This is a genomic window from Tateyamaria pelophila (assembly GCF_019966495.1).
Classification (GTDB): Bacteria; Pseudomonadota; Alphaproteobacteria; order Rhodobacterales; family Rhodobacteraceae; genus Tateyamaria; species Tateyamaria pelophila.
The window spans coordinates 70,862-90,642 of sequence record NZ_JAIMIA010000005.1; the positions used below are offsets into that span (position 1 = coordinate 70,862).

The following is a 19,781-nucleotide window of genomic DNA, read 5'->3' on the forward strand; positions in this document are numbered from 1 at the left end:
TTGGGTCAGTGACCGGTAAACACCAATGTTTGCAAAGGCAGAAGCAATGCGCGGATGCGCAAGCCCGCGGCGTGTACGACGCCTACCGTGTCGACGACGTGCAGGAAAATCCGGTGGAAAAAGCCCAGCGTGTCATCGGTTTCAAGCCGATGGTGGTTGTCGGTGTAGGCGTTGGCGATACAGCGGCTGCCCGGCGGGATACCGTCCGCCTGCCCCGGAAAGATCGGCTCAAGATAGGCGCTTATCGTGCCGGGCGTGCCAATATTCTGTGGATCCAGCAGAAGATCTGAGGGACGTACCTGACCCGAGGCAATCACATCCTGAACTTCGACGATCACCATCGGAATGATCGTGAACGGCTTGGAGATACACATCATTTCCGCGACGCCCCCTTGCTGGATCACTTGCGTGGTCACTTGCGGAAAGCCCGCGAGAAAGCGGCCATAGCCCACCTCTGTCGGCACAAGAATACCGGCAGGGCGCAAGACGGGGCTGACAATATCACCCACCTGCAGGGACAACTGTTCGATCCGGCCTGTGGTGCCCGCATAGATCGTCAGTTTCTCGATCTCTGTCTCGGCTTGCTCAAGGGCCGCTTCGGCGCTGGCGCGTTGCGCCGGCAATTGCACGGAAATCTTCGCTTCAACCGCGCTCAGGTCCGCCATGGCCGCGTCCACGGACGCTTGGTTGGCAGAAACCTGCGTTTCAAGGATTTCAACGTCGCGGACGCTCACGGCACTCGATCCACGCTCGAGCAGTGAGTTTTGACGATCAAAGTCAGCTGTGGACTGAGTCAGTTGCGCACGCGCCTGTTCGATCAGGGCATTCGCAGCCGCCCGTTCGGAGCTTGCCAGCACCAGCGACGCCTCGACCTCTGCAATCTGGCGCCGTGCTGTCTCGGCTGCGGCTTGCTGGCTGCTGTCGTCCAGACGAAAGATCGGCTCGCCTGCCTGCACGTCTTCATTGTTCCTCACAAAAACCTCCGCGACCCGCCCGCCACTTTCCGACAGAACCGTGACGGTGCGAAAGAAGGACGAGACGTTGCTGGTGGTCGGGTGATAATAAAAAAAATCGTGATCAAGCCGATGGTCAGCATGGCACACAGTGTGATCCCCCACCGCAACTCGTACCAGACTGTGAAAAAGTTGATCTGCTCGCCCCAGCGTTTGCCCTGAAAACGCCGGCGCAGCATGTAATCCGGCAAAATCGTGACCAGCGAACACAGGAAAAGCTCGAGCATCGCAGCTTACTCCTTACTTGTCATGCTGTGCAGGGATTTGGCGATGGATTGCAACGGCGTGACAATATCCGGAGGGCGAAACGCCGCCAGGACAATGGCAGCCACCCAAAACAGGTTATTGTGCGTAAACAGGGCCAGCATCGCCAGAATGCTGATCAGTTGTAACTGCGTTGCATTGCCCTTGTGCGCCATCCGTTCCGGCAGTGCATGCAGGGTGAAATAGGCGACCCCGATCAACAGCACCGCGCCCACAAGGAAAAAGACCATGAAGGTGAACAGGAAATCGCTGCCGTCGGCCCCAGCCAAATAGGACGGCAGATGCTCAGGGGCCAGCGGGTGTCGCGTCTCTGACATGAATGAACTCGCCTGAAGGAATGGTCGCTATGTCACGTAACGCTAGCCGCGCCTGTGCCACATGACCACCCCAAACCGAGCATCATCGCTTCTGATTATCCGGTATGTCGCAGCCTATTCACCCGGATCTGATACTGCGATCAAGGCCACTGGCGCGTCTGCTGCAATTTCAAAATCCACCGCGGCGCGATCCGCCACGGCCGTCAACCGCTTGAACTCGAATCGCATCTCGCCATTCTCCTCTTCGAACGCGACGATCAGGCACCGGAACAAGTGGATTGCCCCGTCATAAAGGTCGGCATGGCCTCGCAAAACCGGGACTGAACCCGCTTCCAACGAAAATCCCGATTTCCACAGGCGCAAGACCGGGTGGGCCCTGCCATTCGCAACCAAACGCAGGCGCGACCCTGATTTGAGTGCAGCAAGCCGGGCGCTGTCCAAACCCGCCTGCACTTCCCTTGGGACAAAAGTCGTCACGGCCTTATCTCCTGCTCCGCGGCACAACGCGCGTTTCAGCCGCGTCACCCCGTCAGTTAAGTGTCCTGCGTTCAACTTACGAGCTATGTGTAACCAATCCGTGACTTCCCCCCTGTGCGCAAATGCAGGGCCGATGCGCGACCGATGGCATAGGTTTTGCGGGCCGATCCGATTACATCAAGATAAACTAAGGAGGAAGATGGGACATGGGCCTTTTGATCGACGGTGTTTGGCACGACCGGTGGTATGATACCAAATCCAACGGCGGAAAATTCGAACGCGCCGCCGCCAAATTCCGCAACTGGCTGACGCCGGATGGCAGCGCAGGCCCGTCCGGAACAGACGGCTTCAAAGCTGAATCCGGGCGCTACCACCTCTATGTCTCCCACGCCTGCCCCTGGGCGCACCGCGCGCTGATCTTCCGCACCCTCAAAAACCTTGAGGATCACATCAGCGTTTCCGTCGTGCATCCCGACATGCTGGACGATGGGTGGACCTTTGAAACAGATGCGTTCGGAGCGACCGGTGACACGCTCTACGGGCTGCCCTTTGCCCGCGACATCTATACCAAGGCGGACCCGGCATTCTCCGGCCGTGTGACCGTGCCGATCCTGTGGGACAAGGAGCGCGAAACGATCGTGAGCAATGAAAGCTCAGAGATCATCCGCATGTTCAACAGCGCCTTTGATGAGATCACCGGAAACACGGACGACTATTGGCCTGCCGAATTGCGTGACGCCATCGCACCCGTCAATGACCGGATCTACGACACGCTCAACAACGGCGTTTACAAGTCCGGCTTTGCCACATCGCAACAGGCCTATGACGAAGCGGTACATGCGCTGTTCGACACCATGGACTGGCTCGAAGAGCGACTGTCCACCCGTCGCTACCTGATGGGCGGCACGCTGACCGAGGCTGACTGGCGGCTGTTCACGACGCTGGTACGCTTCGATTCCGTCTATCACCTGCATTTCAAATGCAATCGCAACCGTGTGGTGGATTACCCGAATCTCTGGGCCTACACCCGCGAGCTATACCAACGCCCCGGTGTCGCCGAGACCGTCAACATGGACCACATCGTGCGCCACTATCACTACAGCCACGAAAGCATCAATCCGCACCGGATCATCCCAATCAATCCCGTGCTCGATTTCGGGGCGCCGCACAGCCGCAATCAACTGGCCGCGTAATGTTCGACCATGGCCGCCAGATCCTCTGGCGCCGTGGTCGCAGGCAGGAACGCGCAGGCGTTGCTCGAATGATTGAAAATTGATCCGTCCGAGAAGAATGTGGTGTTGGTGACGAAAATCACCCGCGCCTCGGGTCTGCGGTAGTTGGCGAAATCCGACACGGCCAGAGCGCTTCCATATTCCAACACAAGATTAAGAACGATGATATCAGTCTCGTGCTCAGACAGATATCTCACAGCATCGGTCTGGCCGGTGGCCAGCGCAACGCTCATGCCCTGTCTTTCAAGGTGACGCCGCCATATCGCGGCCAGGTCTTGGCAGCTTTCGACAATTAACACGTTCATGATCACTCCGGATCGAGCCGATTTCTATACCATACCCTTTCACTTGGAGCCGATTGTCTTAACAAACTATTAACAAGAATGAATATGCCTTAACACATTCCGATCACACTTGATAAATGCGCGGTGATCCGCTCTTTGCTGGCGCGTATCCGCCAAAATGAGGGTAAGTTTAACTGGAGCCTTGCACATTGACTAAAGCACGAGATCACGGAGGTGGAATCGATGCGGCGGCCGCGCAATATGGCGGAGACCGCTCGGATTGGATCGACCTCTCGACCGGGATCAATCCCGTTCCCTACCCGATTCCCGACCTGCCCATGTCAAGCTGGACGGCCTTGCCGGATCAGGCGGCGGCCCAGGCCTTGACCCAGGCAGCGCGCCATTTCTGGGGCGTTCCCGAAGGCGCGGATATACTGGCCGCCCCCGGCGCCTCCGCCCTGATTGCCCAGATCCCCCGCCTTGCCAAACCTGCCCGTGTGATGATCCCCGCGCCAACCTATAATGAACACGCGGCCAGTTTTGCGGCACAGGGATGGCAGGTGACAGGCCATGCGCCCGCCGAAGCGCAGGTTCTGGTTCACCCCAACAACCCGGATGGGCGGCTCTGGTCGGCATCCGCCCTGTCGGGCGGTCTGAACATCATTGACGAGAGCTTTGGCGATATCGCACCGGATCGATCGCTGATCGCGCAAGCAGATCGACCGGGCGTTCTGATCCTCAAGAGCTTTGGCAAATTCTGGGGTCTCGCAGGCGTACGATTGGGCTTTGTCATCGGCGACCCAAAGCTGATCGCCAGGCTGCGCGACATGCTGGGCCCCTGGCCGGTTTCAGGGATCGCGCTCACCGTCGGGGCGCGCGCGTTGCAAGATACACAATGGGCTGCTCAAACGCGCCAGCGGCTTACAAATGACGCGCACCAACTGGATGCACTGCTAAGCGGCCATGGCGCTACAGTCGTCGGCGGCACGACGCTGTTCCGCCTCTATGACGTTGACGATGCGCAACTCTGGCAACACCGCCTCGCACAACACCACATCTGGAGCCGCACCTTTCCTTACGCTTCAAACTGGCTTCGCCTTGGCCTGCCCGGCCCGCAGGATTGGACAAGGCTGGAGGCGGCCCTTTGAGCACACCCGTTTTGCTCGTCCTTGCGTTGATCCTCGACGCAATCGCGGGCGAGCCGCGCTGGCTGTGGTCCCGCGTTCCGCATCCGGCTGTGCTCATGGGCAGGGCGGTCGGAGCCTTGGACAAATCGTGGAACGGCACCAATGGCACCAAGCTGCACGGCTGCATCGCCATCGCCATACTGGTCATAGGCGCAGGCGCCATCGGATGGGCCATCAGCGTTTTGGGACCGGTGGCCACGACCCTCGGAGCGGCCATCCTGCTGGCCCAAAAATCACTGGTCGAACATGTCAGGGCCGTGAGTGAAGGCCTCGCACAATCTGAAGAAGCCGGGCGCAAGGCGGTCGCAATGATCGTCAGCCGCGACGTCAGCCAGTCCAGCGCCTCGGACACCGCACGTGCCGCAATCGAAAGCCTGTCGGAGAATTTCAGCGACGGCGTCATTGCGCCCGCCTTCTGGTTTCTGATCGCAGGGTTGCCGGGGATCATGATCTACAAGGTCGTGAACACCGCCGACAGCATGATCGGATACCTCACCCCGCGCCATGCGCAGTTTGGGTGGGCCGCTGCCCGCCTCGATGATGTCCTCAACTGGATACCCGCCCGGATCACAGCCGTGTTGATCGCGCTGGTCGGGCAAAGCCTGTCGCAGTGGAGCGCCATCACTCGGGATGCCGCACACCACCGCTCGCCCAACGCAGGCTGGCCCGAGGCCGCCATGGCACGCGCCCTGTCCATCGCGCTGGCCGGGCCACGCAGCTATCACGGCACGATACAGGACTTGGCCTGGGTCAATGGAACAGGACGGCGCGACCTCACACCGGTCGATATTGACGCTGCAATAACTATAACATGGAAAGCATGGGGCATCGCGATTCTCGTCACCGCATCCATCGGAGGAATTTCATGGGCCTTTTGAAACAGATCAGCCTGATATGCGCCCTTGGGCTATTGCCGCTTGGCGCTCATGCCCAATGCGGCGGTTCATTCAACGCGTTCAAGGCGGGTCTGCAATCCGAAGCCGTGGCCCGCGGGATCGATCCGAAAACTGCCGATGCGTTCTTGTCCGGCGTCCGTCAGGACCCGGCCGTGCTCAAAGCCGATCGGGCGCAAGGGGTTTTCCAGCGGCCCTTCATCGACTTCTCGCGCCGTCTGATCTCTCAAAACCGGATCGACACGGGCCGGGCCAAGGCCCGCCAATATGCGTCTGTCTTTGATCAGGTCGAACAACGTTATGGCGTCGATCGACATGTCCTTCTGGCCTTCTGGGCGTTCGAGACGGATTACGGCGCGTTTCAAGGCAATTTCAACACCGCCAACGCTTTGGTGACCCTCGCCCATGATTGCCGCCGCCCGGACCTCTTCCGCCCTCAGGCCCTCGCCGCAATCGAGCTTTACGCCCAAGGCGGGTTTGACCCACGCACCACCACGGGTGCCTGGGCAGGCGAAATTGGCATGGTGCAGATGTTGCCCCAGGATATCCTGACCAATGGTGTTGACGGCGACGGCGACGGTGCGGTGCGGCTCAAGACCTCCGCCCCGGATGCGTTGATGTCGGGCGGCAAGATGCTGCAACACCTTGGTTGGCGCGCAAATGAGCCATGGCTGCAAGAGGTCACAGTCCCCGCCAATATAGATTGGAGCCTGAGCGGCGTGGGAACCACCAAGTCGCCCGCGGAATGGCAGGCCATGGGTATTGAGGCGCGACAAGGCCCGTTGGCGGACCTGCCCGCCTCTCTGATCCTGCCGCAAGGGCACAAAGGGCCAGCCTTTCTCGCCTACCCGAATTTCAACGTATATTTCGATTGGAATCAATCCTTTACCTACGTTCTGACCGCCGCCTATTTCGCCACGCGTCTGGCCGGAGCGCAGATTTATGATGCAGGCACCCCCGACATGGGCCTCGGAGCCGATCAGATGAAGCAATTGCAGCGCAAACTGCAGGCGCGCGGCTACGACGTGGGCAACATCGACGGCATCCTCGGTGCGGGCACGCGCAGCGCCGTTCAGGCGGAGCAAATCCGACTTGGGCTGCCTGCCGATGCGTGGCCAACGCCCGCATTGCTCAACCAACTGTAGAGCAAGCGCGCGGCGCGGCTGGCATTGCGATCACGTTCGATCTGCAAGCGTCAAATGTCGCGACAGGGCCGGATCATCGGATACCAGATAGTAGTCCCTTCAAAATCACCCACGCTGAGAACACCGCCATGTTCGAATTTGAGTGCTGCGCAGGGGGCGACATACTGGTGATGCTCAACCGCAAACGCCTTAGGCGTATCCAGAATCCACTGAACGGTCGGATCGTCCGCAAAGCCGCGATCCATGACGTGCTGTACTTTTTGCAAGCCGTTCCGTGACACCACCAAACCGGAGCCCGGAGTCAATCGGCCTTCAGATGCCATATCGGCAGAGCGCGTTTGCGCAAATGTACACTTCAGCCCCTGTGCTGCTCAGGGTCGAGCGTACCGAGAGCGATGGCAGTCTCACGCTGGGCGGATTGAACGGTGGTTGTTTTGACGACCCGGCGCATATGGGCTTTTAGCGATCCGTGCCGGTCATGCGACCAGCTTTTCGGCCTTCTTGAGGTCCACCGACACCAACTGGCTCACGCCCTGCTCCGCCATGGTCACTCCAAACAACCGATCCATCCGCGCCATGGTCACCGCATGGTGGGTGATGATGAGGAAACGGGTATCCGTGCGGCGACACATTTCGTCCAGCAGATCACAAAAGCGGGTGACGTTGGCATCATCCAGCGGCGCATCGACCTCATCCAGCACACAGATGGGCGCAGGATTGGCCAAGAACACCGCGAAGATCAGCGCCATCGCCGTCAGGGTCTGTTCGCCCCCCGACAAGAGGCTCAGCGTCGACAGCTTCTTGCCCGGCGGTTGGCACATGATCTCAAGGCCGGCCTCCAGCGGATCATCGCTTTCGACCATGACCAGATTGGCCTCACCGCCACCAAAAAGGTGGGTAAAGAGCAAGGAGAAGTTCGAATTGACCTGTTCAAAGGCGGTCAGCAAACGCTCGCGCCCTTCCCGGTTCAGGCTCGCAATTCCGTGGCGCAGGGTCTTGATCGCCTCCTCAAGGTCGGCCTTTTCGGTGATCAGCGCGTCATGGTCGACCTGGACTTCCTTGGCGTCTTCTTCGGCGCGCAGGTTCACGGCTCCCAACGCATCCCGCTGGCGTTTCAGGCGATTGACATCCGCTTCCAACGCCTCGGCCTTGGGCATTGCATCCGGTGTCACATCCAACGCCGTGAGCAACTGGTTCGGCGTCATCTGATGTTCTTCCGCGATCCGTTCAGCGGCAGCGGCCACCGTCTCGTGCGCTGCCTCCAGCCGGGCTTCGGATCGGGCGCGCGCTTCACGGGCCTCCGAGGCCAGACGTTCCGCTTCACGCTCGGCCAGCGCTGCATCGCGCAACGCCCCTTCTCCTTCTGACAGCGCGTTGGCGGCCTGCGCCTTTCGGGCGTCCGCTCTCAAAATCTCCTGAGCCAGCGCGTCACGTTTGGCCGCCAGCTCAACCGGGGCGGCCTGAGCCAAGGCCAGTTCAGCTTCGGACCCTTCCTTGCGTTCCGACAATTCGGCGGTGCGCTTTTCGGCGGTCTCAAGCCGATGTTTCCAGCCGCTGACCTCTTTGGTAATTTCTTGCGCACGCTTGGTCCGGGCCTCGCCGGTGCGGCGCAGGTCATCATGGGCCGAGCGGCGGGTCATCATCGTGATCCGCGCCGCTTCAACCGTCATGCGCAGATCTTCGATATCGGCGCGCGCGGCCTCCAGATCCGGCAGTTCGGCCAGGGCACTTTCCGCTTCGGCCACACGCACACGCGCCGCCATCGCATCCTCTTCGTGGCGCGCAACAGCCAGACCAAGGGATTCCAACCGTCCCTCGGCCAGATTGCGATCGGCCTCCGCACGGCTCAACGCACGCGCGGCATCCGCAACCAGCCTATCCGCCTCGCGCCGTGCGAGACGCGCCTGTTTGTCGGCCTCGGCCAACTCTGACATGCGCGCAGTCAGGGTCTCATGGGCCTGCCGCGCACCATCGGCCCGGGCCGTCGCGCGCTCTAGCGATTGCTTGAGTTCTTCCAACCTGTTGAGCTGTTGCAGACGCAATGCCGCCGCACTTGGCGCATCTTCCGCCCAGGCGCGAAACCCGTCCCAACGCCACAAATCGCCCTCGGGCGACACCAAACGCTGGCCGGGTTGCAACAACGGTTGCAGGCGCTGTGCATCATCCGGATCGACCAGGCCAATCTGGCTCATCCGGCGGACCAGCACATCGGGCACCGACACATGCAGCGTCAGCGGGGTCACCCCTTTGGGCAGCGGCTGGTGCGCATCATAGGGGCGCAGCACCGCCCAGCCGGACGGTCCGTCCTCGCCCACTTCCGGCGCACGCAAATCATCCGCGAGCGCGGCGCCTAAGGCCTTTTCAAACCCCTGCTGAACCTGCAGGCGGTCCAATATCTGACCCCCTTCTGCCGTGTCGCGTTCGACCAATTTGGCCAGCGCTCCGGCTTCGGCACGCAAAGCGTTCATCTCACCCTCGGCCTCGGACCGTTCGGCACGGGCATCCGCCTCGCGGGCCTGCGTTTCGGCCCGCGCCTCCTCAGCAGACAGCAAGGTTGCATCGGCTTTCATGGCGGTCGCCTCGGCCTCGGCTTCTGCCTTGCGCGCCGCTTCGAAATCCAGTCCCGCCTTGTCGAGCGCCGCCTGACTGGCAGCAACGGCGGCGCGGGCCTTGTCGGCTTCACCCTCGGACTTCGCCTCGATCTTGCGATTGTCTTCGAGCAGGCGTTGCGCCGATCCATGCCGGGCCGCCAGCCGCGCGACATCTTCGGTTTTTTCGGACTGGTCCGCTTCGCGCGTCTGCAAGACCTGCCCTGCCTCGCGCGCTGCTTCTGCCGCATCCGCCAAATGCTCAGCGTGGCCTTCGCTGGCCTTTGCGATCTCGGCCGCTTCCCACTCAAGGCGCTCGATCGTCTCGCCCGCATCCCGGTTCAACCCGCCTTCGCGATCAATGTCCCGGGCCAGTTGGGTGATGCGTTGGGTCAGGGTCTCGATCGTGCGCGCGGCCTGCGCTTCCTGATCGCTGAGCGTATCACGCTGCACCGTCAAACGCTGCAAGACCGCCGCCGCAATAGCGTCCTCTTCGCGCAAGGCGGGCAACGCCGCCTCTGCCGCTTCGCGGGCCTTGGACGACACCCGCACCGCCCCCTCCGCTTGCGCCGTGGTGGTCGTGCGCGCACGCAACTCCTCATCTGCCGCAGCCCGCGCGGTATCAGCCTCGCGCCAGCGGCGATACAACAACTGACCTTCCGCACTGCGCAGGCTTTCCCCGATCTCGCGATACCGTGCAGCCTGCCGAGCCTGCCGGGCCAGTTGTGCCAGTTGCGCCGCCAACTGCTCGATGACGTCATCGACACGGGAGAGGTTTTGCTCCGCCCCGTTCAGCTTCAACTCCGCCTCATGACGGCGCTGATAGAGGCCCGAAATACCCGCCGCTTCTTCCAGAATACGGCGACGGTTCTTGGGTTTGGCGTTGATCAGTTCCGCGATCTGGCCTTGCCGCACGAGCGCCGGGCTGTGCGCACCCGTTGAGGCATCCGCAAAGAGCATCTGCACATCGCGTGCGCGCACATCTTTTCCGTTGGTCTTGTAGGCACTGCCGACATCGCGCGTGATGCGGCGCACGATATCCAACGTATCAAGGTCGTTGAAACCCGCCGGGGCCAAACGTTCGGAATTGTCCAGATGGAGGCTGACCTCTGCAAAGTTACGCGCCGGACGGGTGGCGGCCCCGGCAAAGATCACATCCTCCATCCCACCGCCACGCATCGCGGTCGGACGATTTTCCCCCATTACCCAGCGCAGCGCCTCAAGCAGGTTCGACTTGCCGCACCCGTTCGGGCCGACGACACCGGTCAGGCCGTCCGCAATGATCAGATCCGTCGGATCAACGAAAGATTTGAAGCCTGTCAGTCTGAGTTTTGAAAAGCGCAATTGCCGCCGTCCCGGTCTGCCTTGGTTGGACGCGATTTTGAACGCTGCAAAGCTGCGCTGTCAACGGATGACCCCCACAAACAGGGGCTACAAACGGCTTATCCACAAGATATTGCGGTTTTTCGCCGATTTATCGCCTCACACGGGCGCGCAATCCAGATCCAGAACCACCTCATTCGTCGCCGGGCTAATGTAGCGGTCGATCGAGAAACACTCGTATTCACCTTGCGGCTGCAACTGATCAATGTCCGAAGGAGTTCCGCCGCAATCGAGAATACCCAGGGCGACGGCCTGATCCCCACGCACTTCCTTGACCGTGCATCCACTCACCAACTGCATCGCCTTTCCAGCTCTGCTTTGGACAGGGCCAAAGCGGGGCGCGTATTCCATGTTGGTGCGGATCGCCTCGGCCAAACGTCCGTTGACGCGCACATCGAAAGTTGACCCGTCTATGGTCACCGTCGTGGCGGGCAAACCGCGAAAGCGAGGGCCGGCCGTGTTGCATGCCGCAAGAACCGTCAAAAAAAGAAGCATGATCCGCATGCACCTCAGATGACATCAACTCGTTAACACAGAATTAACCATGGCGGACGATGCGTCCGCCTTACGGGCAATATTGCACCGGCTCTCCATTGGTCATATGATTTTACCAATTCAAACAGGAGCAAGAATGCCGTTCCGCCCCGTTCACCCTGAAAAACTATCCACCGCCGTTGTGCGTCAGATCGAGCAGTTGATCCTGCGTGGCATCTTGCGGCCGGGAGAGCGTTTGCCGTCAGAGCGCGAACTGGCAGAGCGGATGGGTGTGTCACGCCCATCGTTGCGCGACGCCATCGGTGTGTTGCAAGACACGGGCCTGCTCACTGCACGGCCAGGCGCCGGGATATATGTGGCGGATGTGCTGGGCTCTGCCTTCGCCCCCGCGCTGACACAACTTTTTGCCCGCCATGACGAAGCGGTTTTTGATTACCTCAGTTTCCGGCGCGACATGGAAGGGCTCGCCGCCGAACGCGCCGCGCGGCTGGCCTCCGACACCGACCTCGCCGTTGTTCAGGCCGTCTTTGCCAAGATGGAAGGCGCTCACCCCAAGCGAAATTCCGACGAAGAGGCCAAGCTCGACGCGCAATTCCACATGGCAATCATTGAGGCCAGCCATAACGTCGTCATGCTTCACATGATGCGGTCCATGTACGAATTGCTCCGGGAAGGCGTGTTCTACAATCGTCAGGTCATGTTCAAACAACGCACGACCCGAGAGGCCCTGCTAGACCAACACCGTGCCATCAACGACGCTCTGCAGGACCGTGATCCGCGCGCTGCCCGCGCCGCGGTACACGCCCATCTGGATTACGTCGAACGGGCGCTGCGTGACCAGATAACTGCCGAACAGAACGAAAATATTGCCCTGCAACGCCTGGACCACGAAACGGCCAACTGACGTTGCCCTTTTCTTTAGGCCCTAAATATCCCGGGGAGTCCGCCGGACGGGGCAGAGCCCTTCATATTCGGCGTGCGGCGTAGCCGCGCCTTTGGGCAAAAAAAATCCCGGCGAAAAAGCCGGGACTTTTCAACTCTGAGTTCGCCCAAAATCAGTGTAGCTTGGCGTCGACCTGCGCAATTGCGTCATCAATCAACGCATTCCCGTCCGCTGCCGTCATCTGTTTTGCAATGACGTCGCGTGCCGCCATGATGGCGATGTTTGCCGCCATATCGCGCACCTCTTTGACAGCGCCGGCCTGCGCCGATGCAATCTGGTCTTCCGCAGTGGCGACGCGGCGTTCGATCGACTTCGCCAGTTCCACGCGTGCCTGATCTGCGGCAGCTTCAGCATCCGCCTTGGCCTGTGCAACGATCCGATCCGACTGGGCCTGCACTTCCTTGTGCTTGCGCTCGTATGAGGCCAGAAGGGTTTGCGCCTCTTCGCGCAGCGCGCGCGCTTCATCCAGTTCGGATTGGATGCCTGTTGACCGATCATCCAACATCTTGGACAGCATGCCCGGCACTTTGAAATAGGCCAGGACGCCGAGGAAGATGATGAAAGATATCAGCACCACGAAGTCCGTGTTCGCAAAGCTGAAGAATGGACCTGTGGCCGCCAGGCCCGGGCTTGCGGAAAGCGTAATGACGCCTGCACCTATAAGGGTTTGCTTCAACATCTGAGTTACCCTTTCATCCGGTCAGAGACCGCAGTGTCGATCGTGCTTTGATCTGCTTTGCCGCCCATCACGGCCACGATTTCCATTGCTGTATCCTTGGCGACTTCTGCAACGGCCTCCATGGCACCCTCGCGAATTTCGGCAATAGCCTTTTCGCTCTCTGCCGTTCTTGCGGCAATCTCGGCGTCTGCCTTGGCGATGGCGACGTTCAGGTCTGCCTGAATGGTTGCCTTTGTCTCTGCCGAAATGCGTTGTGCTTCGGCACGGGCATCAGCCAGGGCCTTGTCATAGGCCGCTTCGGCGTCATGTGCCTTGGCCTTCAGATCCTCGGCCGCCGCAATGTCGTTTGTTATCGTCCCCTGCCGCTCGGCAAGGATGGCTGCAATACGCGGCAACGCGACACGCGAGAGCACGAAGTAAATCACGACCAGCGTGATCAGCAGCCAGAAAACCTGGTTGTCGAATGTGCCGATGTCGAGTTGCGGCATCCCCGGAGGGGCGCCAAGTGCAACTTCGCCTGCGGCGTTTGTTGTATCTGCCATGTCGGTCGTTCCCCTGAACTGGCCCCTGTTTCAGGACCCAAATGCGAGCCGTTACATCGGGCAGCATACGCGATGCATGCTGCCCGACCGTAAGGAATGCGGTCAGAGTGTCTTAGACAGCGAACATCAGCAGCAGAGCGACGAGGAACGAGAAGATCCCCAGGGCTTCTGCAAAGGCGATGCCGATGAACAGAGTTGCAGTTTGACCTGCCGCGGCGGATGGGTTGCGCAGAGCGCCCGCCAGGAAGTTGCCAGCCACGTGGCCCACACCGATAGCAGCGGCACCCGAACCGATGGCTGCCAGGCCTGCGCCGATGAATTGACCCAATTGTGCGATATCGCCTTCCATGTCTTTTCTCCTTACGATGGAATGAAGTGATTTCTGTAAGGCGGACGCATCGTCCGCCCAGTTGTTAGTGATGCGGGTGCAATGCATCCTTGAGATACACGCATGTCAGAATGGTAAAGACGTAAGCCTGGATGAAGGACACCAGCACTTCGAGGGCGTATACCGCCACGACACCGAGGATCGACACCGGAACGATGATCAGAGCCATGCCGCCGGTCACCTGCGCAAAGCCCGCGAACACTTTGAGAACCGCGTGGCCCGCCATCATGTTACCCGCCAAACGAATGGAGTGGCTGACGGGGCGCACGAAATACGAGATCAGCTCGATCAACGCCAGGATAGGCCGCAGAGCGAGCGGTGCGCTGGACACCCAGAATAGGCTCAGGAACGAAACACCGTTCTTGACGAAACCCAGGATGGTCACTGCAAAAAACACACCGAAACCCATGACCGCCGTCACCGCGATATGCGATGTGGTGGTGAAGGCCATCGGGATAAGGCCGAGGAAGTTGGCGCACAAAATGAAGATGAACAGCGTCATGATATACGGGAAATACTTGATCCCGTCCTTGCCCGTGACATCTTCAACCATCTTGTAGACAAAGCCATATGCCAGTTCGGCAACCGACTGACCGCGGGACGGTACAACCGCGCGCTTGGACGTTGTCAGCACCAGCAACCCAATGGTCGCCAATACAGCCAGCGCCAGCCACAACGTTACGTTGGTGATCGTGTACATGTGCACCGGATCGCCGATTTCACCAAACAAAGGTTTGACGATGAACTGATCCATCGGGTGAAATTCAAGGCCGCCGCCGCTATGTGCTTCATCTGCCATCTGGCTCTCTCCGTCTCACCTCACCCTGATGGGTGGCTGTTGTCTTCGGCCTTATCGGCCTCTTGTCGGGCCTGAACCTCTTGCGCACTACGCATCATCGTTTTGACGCCGGCCGCAAAGCCCAGAAATATAAACACGATCATGAACCACGGAGAGGTGCCAAACAGCGCGTCCAACCCGTAACCCATCCCAAATCCGATCCCCAGACCGGCCACCAGTTCAATCACCATGCGCCAGGCCAGTTGTGCCTGAGAGTGATGATCCGGTGCGCTTGGCTTTGGCGTATGCACCTCCTTGACAGCTTTGATCCGGTCGCCGAGCGCGTCCAGTCGTGCTTTGTCATCGGGGTCGGTCATGCACCTTGTCCCTGCCACTTGGCTTGCATGTTGAATATGTTGACGACAGCCGTGAGTCAACGCAGTGCAGCTGATGTCCGATAATCATCTAATGGACTGTTTTTATTTCTGTTTTCAGAACCAAAGATAGGAGCGGCAGTGCGTCGCACCCAAGGGTTTGGCGGAAAAGCATCCCTTATGCATATTCAACCATATGGTTGAGCTTGCACCCAAGGACCGAACGACCAAGGCCAACCGCGCCACCTGTGCACACGTCAAGACGCGTCGACGAAAAGACGGGTACAAAGGCCGATGCCGGAAAATCCTTAAATGTGCGTCGCGCTTGACCGCACGCCATCCGGCTCATACGGGATAGATATGTCTACGGATCTCGACATTGTCTTCTCCGCGCTGGCCGATCCGACCCGTCGGGCCATCCTCTCCATGCTGCTCGAGGATGACATGGCCGTCACGGACGTGGCGGAACCGTTCGAGATGTCGCTGGCCGCCATCTCGAAACACCTGTCCATCCTGACGCGCGCGGGACTGATCCAGCAGGAAAAGCGGGGCCGCGTGAAATGGTGCAAGCTGCAACCGGACGCCCTGCGCAGCGCGTCGGTCTGGATGCAGGGCTTTGGTCAGTTCGAGCCCGTCCATCTGGACGCCTTCGAACGGTTCCTCGCCGCCGAATTCCATGATGACCAGGCATAGGCCGTTCTTGTTGCACGCCCGGCTTCTCAAACGCATCCGCACCCCATGACCGATGACAATGCGCCTGATCCGTTGCCCGAACCGCGCATACGTGTGGTGCGCAAGGCTGTCGTTGTACCCCATACCGGGCAAAGCGATGTAGCCCATGGCGTCTTTGATGCGAAAGGCGCCTTTGCGCCCATGTCGATGGCGCGTCTGTCCAAAGGCAGGATGAGTGGCGTACCCGAGTGGTCCCCGCCCACAGCGCGGCTGCACGGCACGTACCTCTATGCGGGCTTTGGGCACCGTCATTTTGGACACTTCATGCTCGAGGGACTGGTCCGCCTGTGGGCGCTGGACCATGTGAAAGAGCCTGTGGACGGCCTTGTTCTGCCGGCCCGCCAGAAGATGCCCATCGAAGCGTCCCTTGAGCGTGCCTTGGGCTCGGTCGTGGCACTCTTCGGGGACGGCCTGCCACCGCATGTGATCCGCGAGCCCACCCGGATTGATCGCCTGATCCTGCCAAGCGCCGGTTTCGGACACGATACAGGTCTGACAGGAACCCCGGCCTTTCGCACCTATATCGCCAAACGCGTCGCGGCCATTCCCGCCGATGGTGCCGATAAGCTTTACCTGACCCGGACGCGGCTGGGATATCCCGAACAGCGCGTCGACCGCGAGGCCGAGATCGAGGCGATGATGCGGGACGCGGGCTATTTCATCTTCTCCCCCGAGCGCTACCCGATCGAAACGCAGATCGCCATGATCAAGGATGCAAGGCAAATCGTGGGCGCGGACGGATCCGCTTTTCACATCGTGCCCTTCGCCATGCGCAAGGACGCCGCTGCCGCAATCTTTCTGCGGCGCAATCGCCCCGAGATGCTGGCCCGCCTGAGTACGCAAATGCAGGCCTTTTGCGGGATCACACCAACCCTGATCGATGCGCGCCAACGCCCGCTCCCAAGGACCACGCCCGCCCCGATCGACCTGAACCACTTGCGTCAGGCCCTGCGGGATGCCGGGTTCCTCTGAGGCTGATCCTCGTCCCGCAAGAGCAGACCCAGCGCAACGATCGTCAGAGCGACGCCGACCCAGACCAGCGCGGCAGGCACGCCATTGCCCAGCGCGATTTCCCAGCCGATGACCCAGCTGGGTGTCAGGTAGGTATAGGCCATCACCTTGGCCGAGGGCAGGCGCATCGTCGCAAATTGCAGCAGAACAAATGTCGTGGCACTGGCAAAAACCGATACATAGAGCAACGCAATCCAGACGATCCCGGGCAGCATCGCCCAAGGCGTCGCAACAAGGTCGGACCAGCCATAGATCGTCAGCAGGATCGCGCCGGCCACCAGCACCCCAAAGGTGAACACGATCACCGGCTCGCCCCGGTTCAACTTGCGCACGAGGGGCGTATAGAGCGCATGGCTAACGCAGCCGATGAAATAGATGAACTCGCCCCGCCCCACATCCAGCGCCAGCAGGGCCGCAAAATCCGCGCGAAAGATCACCCACAGCGCCCCCATGGCACCGATCACCAGCGCCAGCGCCATGCGGCCCGTCGTGACCTGGCGCAGCAGGATCCAGCCAAACAGTCCCGCCATGACCGGCGTGAGGGTAAAGACGGCCGCCGCACTGACGGGTGGTGCCGTCTTGAGCCCTTCGAACATCAGGACAAAGTAGGTCGCAAACAGACCGCCCAGAACCAAATAGCGCCACGGCGCGCGCGCAGCGGGCCGGACCTGCCTGCCTGTCACCAGGATGACGGCCCCGATGATCCCGGCAGCGATCCAGAACCGCACCGCATTGAGCGCCGCGGGCGCGATGTCGTTGGCGGCCATGGACCCCAGCGAAAAGGATCCCGCCACGAGAGCGGAAAACAACAGCATCGCCGCGTGTCCCTGACGTGCGGGGCTCACAGCACCTGCCAGTCTTTGGAGCGCTCCTTGAGGAACGTCAGAAAGGCCTGCACCTTGTTCGTCCGGTGCAAATCGACATGGGTGACCAGCCACAAGGGCGAAGACCAGTCTTCGCGGGGCGGCATGATCTCGACCAGGTCGGGGTTCGCGCGGGCTTCCATGATCGGCATGAACCCGATGCCCGCCCCCGCCACCACCGCTTGCTCCAATGCGCGCACGTCGGTGGAGCGGAAGGTGATACACTCCTTGTCGACCACTTCACGCAGCCAGCGATGAAACGGCGCGCGCGACTCGTCGCTGTCATGGCTCACGAAACGATGGCCGCTGCAACCTTCGACGGTCTCCGGCACACCATGACGCTCAATGTAGCCTTGCGTCGCAAAAAGCCCCATGGACTGTCTCACGAAGGGCTGCACCACGTTGTCCGGCTGATCCGGTGCCGTGCCTGCACGAATGGCCACATGCGCCTCGCCATATTCCAGCTGGAACAGGCGATCCCCCGTCAGATAGCGCACGACGACATCCGGGTGTTGCTGCTGAAATTCCGTCAGAACGGGTGCCATCCGTGGCGCGAGCCCGATCAGCGACGTCACGACCAACTCACCGGAAACCGTGGTGCCGCGCCCCTTGATGCGCCCCGACAACTGGCTGAACTGGTCGTCGGTCGCCTGCGCCACGCGAAACAGGTCATCGCCCGCCTCGGTCGGCGTATAGCCGCGCGCATGCCGCTGAAACAGCTTCACGCCCAGCCTGCCCTCCAGTGCATCAATGTGGCGGATCACCGTCGCATGATGAACCCCCAGCACATCCGCCGCGCCGCTGACCGTGCCCATGCGGGCAACCTGATAGGCTGTCTTGATTTCATCCCAGTTTTCCACGCCGCGCCCTTATGTGCAAATCCAAACATGTTCTGTTGAGTTTCGGGAATTGCGTTCAAATTTGAAAGGGTCAAATATCACACATCGAACGCTCATTCCCGAAAAGGATTTCAACATGACCATTCTCCACATTGACAGCTCCGCCCGCTTGCAGGGTTCCGTCACCCGTGACCTGACCGGACGGATCGTGGCCAAACTTGGCGGCGACGTGATCCGGCGCGATCTGGCCGAGGCCCTGCCCCAGATCAACGAAACCTGGGTCAATGCAAACTTCACTCCGGCGGATCAGCGCAACGCAGTGCAAGCCGACACATTGGCCCTGTCGGACACACTGGTCGCTGAGCTCAAAGCCGCAGATACCATCGTCATCGGCGCGCCGGTCTACAACTTTGGCGTGCCCGCAGCGCTCAAAGCCTGGATTGATCTGGTCGCCCGCGCCGGCCTGACCTTTCAATACACCGAGAACGGACCCCAAGGATTGCTGGACGGCAAGCGCGCGATCATCGCAGTGGCGACCGGCGGTATGCCCGTCGGCAGCGAAGCAGACTATGCCACGGGCTATCTGCGTCACGTGCTGGGCTTCATCGGTATTCAGGATGTGCAGATCATTTCTGCCGACCGGGTGATGGCCAACGGTCCCGAAGCCATTGCCGACGCCAAGGCGGAAATCGACGATCTGGCCGCCTGACGGGCCGACCTTGCTCCCAAAACTGCAATCTCCCTCCGGTTCATGCGCGCCGGAGGGAACCTTTCCGCACCCGAGAGCCCTCTGACATCCGCCCGGCTGGACGCCAACGGAACCGGTTGTCTAAGATCACCCCATGACCGTTCTGCGCAACCTGCCCAGCCAGTTGATCCTGGCCCATGCCCCTTGGGTTCTGGGCGGCGGGCTGATCGTGTGTATCGTGGCCTGCGCCGCCGCCGGACTGACCTTGCTGTTCAGCGGGGAAACGACCGGGCTGTTGACCCTGTTTCTCGGCACCTGCGTGCCGCTCGCGATCTTCGCCCAGTCGATCAAACGCGACCAGGTGATTTTTGACGCGGTCTCCGGCACGGTAACGCTGCAACGGCGGACGCTCTTCCGCTACGCCCGCTGCACGCTCCCGCTGAACGATGTCCGCCGGGTCGAGGTCGAGGATTTCGGCGAAACCCATCGCCCGACACTGACCTTCCACTCACCGACGGCCCCCTATCCTCTGGTCGAAGCCTACACCTCCGGCAACGGTCCGCGTCAGGCCGCTGACATCATCAACACATGGCTGCACGACGCGCGACCCAACGACCGCAAAGGCGCCTGAAGACAAGGTCACGGGTGCCAATTCCCTCGCGGAGC

Annotated in this window: 23 protein-coding genes; 9 read left to right on the top strand and 14 right to left on the bottom strand. The window is 60.7% G+C overall.

Annotated features, from left to right (window positions below):
• Nucleotides 1-5: 5 nt before the first annotated feature.
• From LC354_RS03230 to LC354_RS03240, 3 genes are all read right to left on the bottom strand, one after another.
• Nucleotides 6-1,103, bottom strand: coding sequence for an HlyD family secretion protein (locus LC354_RS03230; RefSeq protein WP_317849266.1), 1,098 nt, complete (start codon nt 1,101-1,103; stop codon nt 6-8).
• Nucleotides 1,104-1,246: 143 nt separating this feature from the next.
• Complete coding sequence (locus tag LC354_RS03235) at nt 1,247-1,594, bottom strand: hypothetical protein (protein WP_223421402.1); 348 nt, start codon at nt 1,592-1,594, stop codon at nt 1,247-1,249.
• A gap of 114 nt (nt 1,595-1,708) precedes the next feature.
• Nucleotides 1,709-2,071, bottom strand: a complete 363-nt coding sequence (locus LC354_RS03240; protein WP_223421403.1) for a hypothetical protein — start codon at nt 2,069-2,071, stop codon at nt 1,709-1,711.
• A 206-nt stretch (nt 2,072-2,277) separates the two neighbouring features.
• Between LC354_RS03240 and LC354_RS03245 the strand changes: the two genes are divergently transcribed.
• Entirely contained in the window at nt 2,278-3,264 is a 987-nt protein-coding gene (locus LC354_RS03245; protein WP_223421404.1) for a glutathione S-transferase family protein, read from the top strand.
• Here the strand turns inward: LC354_RS03245 and LC354_RS03250 are convergent.
• The gene (locus LC354_RS03250) at nt 3,249-3,608 is read right to left on the bottom strand and encodes a response regulator (protein ID WP_223421405.1); all 360 of its coding nucleotides are present in this window, start codon (nt 3,606-3,608) and stop codon (nt 3,249-3,251) included. The genes LC354_RS03245 and LC354_RS03250 overlap by 16 nt on opposite strands.
• A gap of 188 nt (nt 3,609-3,796) precedes the next feature.
• Here LC354_RS03250 and cobD point away from each other — a divergent pair, with 188 nt between their 5' ends.
• The 3 genes from cobD to LC354_RS03265 are packed head-to-tail and all read left to right on the top strand — an operon-like array spanning nt 3,797 to nt 6,812.
• Nucleotides 3,797-4,735, top strand: coding sequence for a threonine-phosphate decarboxylase CobD (gene cobD / locus LC354_RS03255; protein ID WP_223421406.1), 939 nt, complete (start codon nt 3,797-3,799; stop codon nt 4,733-4,735).
• Entirely contained in the window at nt 4,732-5,652 is a 921-nt protein-coding gene (gene cbiB, locus LC354_RS03260) for an adenosylcobinamide-phosphate synthase CbiB (RefSeq protein ID WP_223421407.1), read from the top strand. Before cobD ends, cbiB begins: the two co-directional genes overlap by 4 nt.
• Nucleotides 5,640-6,812 (top strand): lytic murein transglycosylase, encoded by a 1,173-nt coding sequence (locus tag LC354_RS03265; RefSeq protein ID WP_223421408.1) that lies wholly within the window; start codon nt 5,640-5,642, stop codon nt 6,810-6,812. The genes cbiB and LC354_RS03265 overlap by 13 nt, the downstream gene beginning before the upstream one ends.
• A gap of 50 nt (nt 6,813-6,862) precedes the next feature.
• Here LC354_RS03265 and LC354_RS03270 read toward each other — a convergent pair whose 3' ends face one another.
• From LC354_RS03270 to LC354_RS03280, 3 genes are all read right to left on the bottom strand, one after another.
• Nucleotides 6,863-7,078 carry a hypothetical protein gene (locus LC354_RS03270; protein ID WP_223421409.1) on the bottom strand — a complete coding sequence of 72 codons (216 nt, stop codon included), beginning with the start codon at nt 7,076-7,078 and terminating at the stop codon, nt 6,863-6,865.
• 210 nt (nt 7,079-7,288) lie between these two features.
• Nucleotides 7,289-10,744 (bottom strand): chromosome segregation protein SMC, encoded by a 3,456-nt coding sequence (smc, locus tag LC354_RS03275; RefSeq protein ID WP_223421410.1) that lies wholly within the window; start codon nt 10,742-10,744, stop codon nt 7,289-7,291.
• Nucleotides 10,745-10,882: 138 nt separating this feature from the next.
• Nucleotides 10,883-11,278, bottom strand: coding sequence for a hypothetical protein (locus LC354_RS03280; protein ID WP_223421411.1), 396 nt, complete (start codon nt 11,276-11,278; stop codon nt 10,883-10,885).
• A gap of 136 nt (nt 11,279-11,414) precedes the next feature.
• Between LC354_RS03280 and LC354_RS03285 the strand changes: the two genes are divergently transcribed.
• Complete coding sequence (locus tag LC354_RS03285) at nt 11,415-12,182, top strand: FadR/GntR family transcriptional regulator (protein ID WP_223421412.1); 768 nt, start codon at nt 11,415-11,417, stop codon at nt 12,180-12,182.
• Nucleotides 12,183-12,333: 151 nt separating this feature from the next.
• On the opposite strand, the gene LC354_RS03290 is transcribed toward LC354_RS03285, so the two are convergent.
• The 5 genes from LC354_RS03290 to LC354_RS03310 form a co-directional block, all read right to left on the bottom strand.
• Nucleotides 12,334-12,900 (bottom strand): F0F1 ATP synthase subunit B, encoded by a 567-nt coding sequence (locus LC354_RS03290; RefSeq protein ID WP_223421413.1) that lies wholly within the window; start codon nt 12,898-12,900, stop codon nt 12,334-12,336.
• 5 nt (nt 12,901-12,905) lie between these two features.
• On the bottom strand, nt 12,906-13,442 hold the full coding sequence (locus tag LC354_RS03295) for a F0F1 ATP synthase subunit B' (RefSeq protein ID WP_223421414.1): 537 nt from the start codon (nt 13,440-13,442) through the stop codon (nt 12,906-12,908).
• A 112-nt stretch (nt 13,443-13,554) separates the two neighbouring features.
• On the bottom strand, nt 13,555-13,791 hold the full coding sequence (locus tag LC354_RS03300) for a F0F1 ATP synthase subunit C (protein ID WP_008205040.1): 237 nt from the start codon (nt 13,789-13,791) through the stop codon (nt 13,555-13,557).
• Between the two features lie 64 nt (nt 13,792-13,855).
• Nucleotides 13,856-14,629 carry a F0F1 ATP synthase subunit A gene (locus tag LC354_RS03305; RefSeq protein ID WP_223421415.1) on the bottom strand — a complete coding sequence of 258 codons (774 nt, stop codon included), beginning with the start codon at nt 14,627-14,629 and terminating at the stop codon, nt 13,856-13,858.
• A 20-nt stretch (nt 14,630-14,649) separates the two neighbouring features.
• Nucleotides 14,650-14,985 carry an AtpZ/AtpI family protein gene (locus tag LC354_RS03310; protein WP_223421416.1) on the bottom strand — a complete coding sequence of 112 codons (336 nt, stop codon included), beginning with the start codon at nt 14,983-14,985 and terminating at the stop codon, nt 14,650-14,652.
• Nucleotides 14,986-15,342: 357 nt separating this feature from the next.
• Here LC354_RS03310 and LC354_RS03315 point away from each other — a divergent pair, with 357 nt between their 5' ends.
• Together LC354_RS03315 and LC354_RS03320 are read left to right on the top strand one after the other, a co-directional pair.
• Nucleotides 15,343-15,675 carry an ArsR/SmtB family transcription factor gene (locus LC354_RS03315; protein ID WP_223421417.1) on the top strand — a complete coding sequence of 111 codons (333 nt, stop codon included), beginning with the start codon at nt 15,343-15,345 and terminating at the stop codon, nt 15,673-15,675.
• A 45-nt stretch (nt 15,676-15,720) separates the two neighbouring features.
• A complete protein-coding gene (locus tag LC354_RS03320; RefSeq protein ID WP_223421418.1) occupies nt 15,721-16,686 on the top strand; it encodes a glycosyltransferase family 61 protein in 966 nt (321 codons plus the stop codon).
• Here LC354_RS03320 and LC354_RS03325 read toward each other — a convergent pair.
• Together LC354_RS03325 and LC354_RS03330 are read right to left on the bottom strand one after the other, a co-directional pair.
• A complete protein-coding gene (locus tag LC354_RS03325) occupies nt 16,656-17,540 on the bottom strand; it encodes a DMT family transporter (protein WP_223421419.1) in 885 nt (294 codons plus the stop codon). The genes LC354_RS03320 and LC354_RS03325 overlap by 31 nt on opposite strands.
• 26 nt (nt 17,541-17,566) lie before the next feature.
• Nucleotides 17,567-18,448, bottom strand: coding sequence for a LysR family transcriptional regulator (locus LC354_RS03330; protein ID WP_223421420.1), 882 nt, complete (start codon nt 18,446-18,448; stop codon nt 17,567-17,569).
• Nucleotides 18,449-18,563: 115 nt separating this feature from the next.
• On the opposite strand from LC354_RS03330, the gene LC354_RS03335 reads away from it, so the two are divergent.
• Both LC354_RS03335 and LC354_RS03340 read left to right on the top strand, forming a co-directional pair.
• The gene (locus LC354_RS03335; RefSeq protein ID WP_223421421.1) at nt 18,564-19,136 is read left to right on the top strand and encodes an FMN-dependent NADH-azoreductase; all 573 of its coding nucleotides are present in this window, start codon (nt 18,564-18,566) and stop codon (nt 19,134-19,136) included.
• Between the two features lie 133 nt (nt 19,137-19,269).
• Complete coding sequence (locus LC354_RS03340) at nt 19,270-19,746, top strand: hypothetical protein (RefSeq protein WP_223421422.1); 477 nt, start codon at nt 19,270-19,272, stop codon at nt 19,744-19,746.
• Nucleotides 19,747-19,781: the final 35 nt, after the last annotated feature.